The sequence below is a fragment of the Pseudoduganella sp. RAF53_2 genome (assembly GCF_052113985.1).
Lineage (GTDB): Bacteria > Pseudomonadota > Gammaproteobacteria > Burkholderiales > Burkholderiaceae_D > Rugamonas.
The window spans coordinates 1-6,550 of the sequence record NZ_JBFRDW010000335.1 but is presented as its reverse complement, the minus strand read 5'-3'; the positions used below and the strand labels follow the sequence as shown (position 1 = coordinate 6,550).

Annotated in this window: 5 protein-coding genes; all 5 read left to right on the top strand. The window is 63.7% G+C overall.

The annotated features are described in order from the left end of the window. Window positions 1–2,520, top strand: a 2,520-nt coding sequence (locus AB4Z11_RS19200) for an ATP-binding protein (RefSeq protein ID WP_442026946.1), incomplete at its 5' end; no start/stop codon positions are given. A gap of 10 nt (window positions 2,521–2,530) precedes the next feature. Continuing rightward, window positions 2,531–3,442: a diguanylate cyclase domain-containing protein gene (locus tag AB4Z11_RS19195; protein ID WP_442026945.1), complete on the top strand. Its 912-nt coding sequence runs from the start codon at window positions 2,531–2,533 to the stop codon at window positions 3,440–3,442. 6 nt (window positions 3,443–3,448) lie between these two features. Continuing rightward, window positions 3,449–5,494: a cache domain-containing protein gene (locus AB4Z11_RS19190; RefSeq protein WP_442026943.1), complete on the top strand. Its 2,046-nt coding sequence runs from the start codon at window positions 3,449–3,451 to the stop codon at window positions 5,492–5,494. A gap of 88 nt (window positions 5,495–5,582) precedes the next feature. Continuing rightward, complete coding sequence (locus AB4Z11_RS19185; RefSeq protein ID WP_442026942.1) at window positions 5,583–6,068, top strand: hypothetical protein; 486 nt, start codon at window positions 5,583–5,585, stop codon at window positions 6,066–6,068. A 33-nt stretch (window positions 6,069–6,101) separates the two neighbouring features. Further along, the coding region (locus AB4Z11_RS19180; protein ID WP_442026940.1) for a PAS domain-containing protein at window positions 6,102–6,550 on the top strand (449 nt) is incomplete at its 3' end.

Here is a 6,550-nt window from a genome sequence, read left to right as displayed (position 1 = left end):
CTTTTGGTCGGCAATAACGGCCAGCAGTGGATTCTGCGCGTGACGCCAACCGCAGTGTTCGACGCGACTATTGACCAGGATAAGCCTTTCCTGCTGCTGATGCTCGGCACTACCATCAGCCTGCTGTTCTTTGGCGTCAGCCGCAATCTGGTGCGCGAACGGCAGTTGGCGCAAATGGAAACCGACGCCTCGGCTGTGCGCATCCGCGAGCAGCAGGCGATTCTGCACCTGTCCGAAACCCGCTTCCAGTTGCTGACGTCGGCAATCAAGAACCACGCCATCATCCTGCTTGGGCCGGACGGCACCATCTCGACCTGGAATGAAGGTGCGCACAAGATTTTCGGCTACGACGAGCACGAAATCGTCGGCCAGCACGTGGTTCGTCTGCATGTGGATTCCACCGAGCGCGAGGCGGTCGGCCTGGAACTGGCTTTGCAGCGTGGCCAGTATGAAAACATGGGCCTTCGCCGCCGCCGCGACGGCAGCACTTTCCTTGGCCTGGCGCAGACCTTCCCGATCCGCGACGACAAAGGCCAGTGCATCGGCTTTGCCAAGATCGTGCGCGACGTGACCGATGAGAAAGCGGCGGAAAAGGAACTGAATGACGCCAAGACGCAAGCGGAAGCCGCCAGCGCGGCCAAGAGCGCCTTTGTCGCCAATATCAGCCACGAGCTGCGAACGCCTATGAACGCAGTGCTGGGACTGGCCCAGGTGCTGGCGCGCACGCCGCTCAGCGCCGACCAGCGTCAATATCTGGACATGATCAGCGGCGCGGGCAAATCCCTGCTGGCGCTGCTCAACGACGTGCTGGACTTTTCAAAAATCGAGGCCAACCGTCTCGACCTGGAAAACGAGGATTATCTGCTGGACGATGTGATCGATGCCATCGGTTCTTTCATGACCATCAGCGGCGGCGACAAGCATCTGGACATGGCGATCCGCGTCGATGCCGAAGTGCCGGCCTGCCTGCACGGCGATGCCCAGCGCGTGCAGCAGGTGCTGCTCAATCTTGTCAGCAATGCGATGAAATTTACCGAACAAGGCAGCGTATGCGTACATGTGCGGCTCGATCCTGTACGGCCCGGCCATGTGCGCTTTGACGTGGCCGATACCGGCATCGGCATCGAACCGGGCCAGATGGAGCGACTGTTCACGCCATTCAGCCAGGGCGACGCTTCGATGGCGCGCAAGTTCGGCGGTACGGGTCTCGGATTGGCCATCTCGAAGCGCTTTGCCGCCATGATGGATGGCGTGATTGAAGTGCAGAGCCGTCCCGGCGCCGGTACCACCTTCAGTTTCAGCATGCCGCTGAATGCCGGCATGCTGCCCGATAAATACCAGCTGCCGCATACCATGCGCGGGGTACGCATCCTGTACGCCGATCCGCGGCAGGCGGCACGGGCTGCAATGACCGAAATGGCCAAGCGCTGGAATAGCCCGTGCGACTTTGTCACCACCGCCGACGAGCTGGCGCTAGCCTTGTCCRTCTCCCGCAAATATGGGCTGATTCTCTGCGACGTCAGCCTCGCATTGGGCGCCGCAAAGCTGGTGCCGGCCGGCGCCATGTTCGCCACGGTGGGGCGCGGCACACAGGCCGAGGCAGAGCTGCACCAGCCGCTCACACGCGTCGCGATCTGGCACTTCCTGGCCGGCTGCGAAGTGAATGCCAGCGACGCTCATGGCAACGCACCAGCCGAACCGGCACAAGCACCGGCCACCGATGCCACGCTCGCCGGCTTGCTGCTCCTGCTCGCGGAAGACAATCCGCTCAACCAGGTGGTGGCCAAGAGCCTGCTGGAAAGCGCTGGCGCGCGGGTGGAGCTGGCGAATACGGGCGAGGAAGCACTGACCGCCCTGCGCCGCGACGCCTCCCGCTTTGACCTGGTGCTGATGGATGTCCAGATGCCGGTGATGGACGGCTTCACTGCCACCCGACACATTCGTCAGGACCTGGGCCTCAAGCTGCCCATCATCGCCATGAGCGCCGGTGTGACCCTCGATGAACGTGCTGCTTGCCAGGCGGCTGGCATGGACGATTTCGTCGCCAAGCCTGTGGACCGTGCGACGCTGTTTTCAGCCATCGTCCGTCACGTGCGACGCGCCAGTACGGTAACACCGCCGCCACCAGCACGCGCACCGGAAGCAGACCCCGATGTGGTCTTCAATGTGCGCCATCTGGAAGACCTCGCGACACGCGGTCTGGGCAGCCAATCTGCGCTGGTGGACATGGTGACGCGCGCCTTGCAGCACGCCGGCGATACTGCACGCCAGGTCCGTGACGATGTGGCGGCTGGCGAATACACGAAGGCARCGCGCGGGCTGCACAATTTGCGCGGCACCTTTGGTACGCTTGGCGCGAGACGCGTGGTGCAGGCCACGCAAGCCGCCGAACTACCCTTGCTGGCCGATCCGCCACGGGTGCCTGAGCCGGAGCTGACCCAGGTCTGGCAAGAGATGACACAAACCGAATCCCTCGCCCGCGCATGGCTTGCGCGGCAGACGAGCATGAATAACCAGTGACAGGTGAGATGTGAGCAGCGAACCAAAACAACATATCCTGATCGTAGACGACAGTCCCGAAGTGATCCGCTTTTTGTCGATGCTGTTGTCGGACCAGGCAGGCATCAATTTCGCCACGCGCGGCGAAGAAGGACTTGCGCTGGCGCGCAAGCTGCGGCCCGACCTGATTCTGCTGGACGTGAGCCTGCCCGACATCGACGGTTTTGAAATCTGCCGCCGCCTCAAGTCAGACATGGACACGGCCAATATTCCCGTGCTGTTCGTCACGGCAGGTAGTGACGTCGCGTCCGAAGTCATGGGGCTTGAAATCGGCGCGGTGGACTTCATCGCCAAACCGCTCAATCCCCCCATCGTGCGTGCCCGCATCCGCACCCAGCTCGCCTTGCGCGCGCAAACGCAGCAGCTGGAGGCGATGGTCAACAAGGATGGACTGACCGGCATCTTCAACCGGCGTTATCTGGACCACCAACTGGCTGCGGAAGTAGCGCGGCATCGCCGCCAGCGTTTGTCGATGGCGGTGGCGCTGATGGATGTTGATCACTTCAAGCGCTATAACGATTCGCTGGGTCACCAGCGCGGTGACGAGTGTCTCCAAGCAGTGGCGCGTGCGCTCGAATCAACGGCACGGCGTCCCGGCGAGACGGTGGCGCGCTATGGCGGCGAGGAGTTCGTGGTGCTCATGCCCGCCTGTGGCGCGCCGGATGCGGACCGTTATGGCCATTGGGTTCGTGAGCGGATCGCTGCGCTGGAACTGCTGCATCCGGACTCCCCTACTTCGCCGCAGGTGACGATCAGCGTCGGCATTGCGGCCGGTGTGCCGGATGCGTCGCACGACACGGCGGCGATTCTGTCGCTGGCAGATCAGGCGCTGTATATGGCCAAGAAGGACGGCCGCAATACACATCGTCTCAGCACCTGGTAGACGGCCATGCGCAAAGTTCCGCATCGCCTCGTTTCTGCCGCCGTCGTTGCCACGGTGCTGCTGGCGATGATTGCGGCGCTGGCATACTTCGCTGAGCAAATCCTGGAGCGTAATATGGCCGATGCGCTGGGCCGGCAGGAGTATCTGCGCGCCAGACTCTCGGCGGAGCGCTATGACGGACTGCTGGCGGCGCGCAGCATGTCGCTCGCCGTGCTGGCTGAGGCCTTGCCGGCGCCGGGCGCGCGTAACACGGAATCGATGAAGAAGGCCTTGGCGGAACAGAGTTCCCTGGCTGGAGCCTTTCTCAATGTGGCCTTGTTTGCGAAATCGGGCGATCTCGTTTTCAGCGCGCGTCCGCCGGTGTCGCGCCTGTTTGCTGCGGGTACGCGGCCTTATTTCATCGAGGCTGTTTTGCAGAAGCGCGGATTGTTGTCGCAACCCTTTACCAGCGCGCTGACCGGGACGCCGGTGGTCGTCCTCGCGCATCCGCTGCTCGATCCGCAAGGCCAGGTGGAGTATGTGCTGGTGGCCAGCCTGGCACTGGCCGAGCCGCCCATCGCCGCGCTGGCGGAAGGCGGCGGACGGATTGCTTACGTGACCACAGCCGATGGCTACCTGGTCAGCTATCCGCTACGCGCGAAGATCACGCATCACGTGCACGAGATTTCTGAACTGGATCAGGATGCGGCGCTTGGTTTGCAGGGATTCGAAGGATGGCGCTTGAACGAGTCGGCGGGCACGGTCCACGCGTTTGCGCGGCTTAAGCAGGCGCCATGGATTGTGGGTTTGCAGGTGCCGGGCGATACCGTCTTCGCGCCCTTGACCAAGGCCCGCGAGCGTATCGCCCTCTTCGCCGCGGCGCTCGCCGTGATCGCAGTGGCGATCTCCTGGCCCCTCAGCCGCTTCATTGCCACCCCGCCCGCACGCACGCCCGCGCCAGCCCCCGCCGCAGCCACCTCGGCCAGCCCCGCAGCGCCCGCCGAATCCACTGGCGCCGCTGCCGCAAGCCCTGCCGCGTCCAACGGCTCGACTCGCGCCGCTGCTCCAAGCCCTGCCGCGTCCGCTGAATCGACTGGCGCAGCGCCCGCAAGCTCCGCCCCGCCCGCCGTATCCACCGGCGACACCACCGTAAGCCCCGTCACGCCCACCGTGTCCACCGGCACCACCGGCGCCACCTTCGCAGGCCACGCCGCGTCGGCACAGTCCACTGGTGCCATCTCCGGCGCGCCGGTCGCACCGGCCCATTCCGCGCGCCACGCCGGCTCGACCCGGCCCGCGTCCGAAAGCCGCGCTGAATCCACCGGCCCCGCCGGCTCGACCGACCCCGCATCCGGAAGCCGCGCTGAATTCGCCGCGACCGCCAGCTCCAGCGACGCAACTGCGCCAGTGACAGCGCCTTCCCGACTCGCGCCAGCGGCGGCGGCGCTGCCTGAAGCATCGCATGCCTCACGCGCCCATGAATCCCCGGCCGCCGCGGTCGCGTCGTCCGCCGCGGAAGCCGTTTCCGCAGAACTCGATCTGGACGCTTTCATGCAGACGAATTTCACAACCGATGAGCAGCGCCGCAGCTTCATCTCGACCATCACAGCGAGTATCCGCAAGCTGCCGACCGAAGTGGCAGCCGTCAGCAGCGCGCTGCAGGCCGCACCTGCGCAAGCGACAACAGCATTGCACACGCTAAAAGGCGCCTGGGGCTCGCTCGGCGCGCGCAGCTTCGCGCAAGCTGCCGCTGAGCTGGAAGGCGCAGTCAAGGCAAAGCAGGCGACCGCGAGCCTGCATGCAGAATTCGAGCGCGAAGGGACCGCGCTGTACGCGGCAGTCAACGCCTGGCTGGCGAAGGACGCGAACAACGAGGCGCACGACGAAGCGCCACCAGCCGGGCAGCTCCTGCCCCTGCTGAGAGAGCGCAACATCAGTGCCGCAGTGCTATACGAGACGTCGCGCGGTTACTGGGACAGGCAATTGGGTGCTCAAGCACACGCATTTTCCGCCGCCATGGACGCCCTGGATTTCGACACTGCCGAACGCATCCTGGCCAGCGCGCGGAGCTAACAAATTCTCACGCATTTTCACAGCAGTGCAGGGTAGGCACGGCTATAATTCATCCATCAAGATTGTTTAAGCGATAAGGAAATATTGAATGTACAAGAAGCTCCTCGGCAGCCTGCTGGGGCTGGCCATGGCGGGCGCCGCTCAGGCCAATCCGTTCGAAACCATCGAAAACAAGCCATTGAACGAGCTGTGGCTCAACGCAGGGTTCTATTCCTGGCATTTCCAGGAAGATCGTGGATTCGATAACACCAACCCGGGCTGGGGCGCCGAGTACCGCTTCAACACCGTCGCATCGGCCACCGTGGGACGCTTCCATAACAGCGACCGCGCCCTGTCCGATTACGCCGGTGTGTACTATCAGCCCTGGTCGCTGGGACCATTCCGCCTGGGCGCAGTCGTCGGCGGCTTCAACGGCTACCCGAATATGCGCAACGGCGGCTGGTTCCTGGCAGCCATTCCTGTTGCCAGCATCGAGTACAAGCGCGTCGGCGCGAACTTTGCTATCGTACCTAACTACAAGGACCGTCTGCATGGCGCCTTCTCGATCCAGTTAAAGATTAAACTGTTTGACTGATCGCAGCTGGCCCCACGCCGTAATGCAGAAACCATGAATAAGATTGCCTCCAAAGAACAACTGCAAACGGCGCCTGAGGACGCGCTGGCCGATCTGGCACGCCTGGCGTCCTTCATCTGTGGCGTGCCAGTGCCGCCGCCGGCTTTGCGCGACGGCCAGGAGCTTTTCTCGTTCCTGCCGAAAGGCCATACCGCTGCGCAACGCCATGCTTTAGCCGATCTGTTGCGTGCTGCCGAAACACAGACCGCGCTGCGCCAGGACCTGTCGCGCGCCCAGGGCTTCCTCTCCGGCTTTGCCGAACACTCCCCATCGCCGCTGTGGATCAAGGACAACGAGGGCAATTACGTGATGGGCAATGCCGCCGTCAACAGCTTCCTCGGCGTCGAACAGCACAGCATCGTCGGCAAGGACGACAGCCACTTCTGGCCTGAAGACCGCCGTCAGAGCATGGAAGACCAGGACCGCGCCGTGCTGGAAAGCCG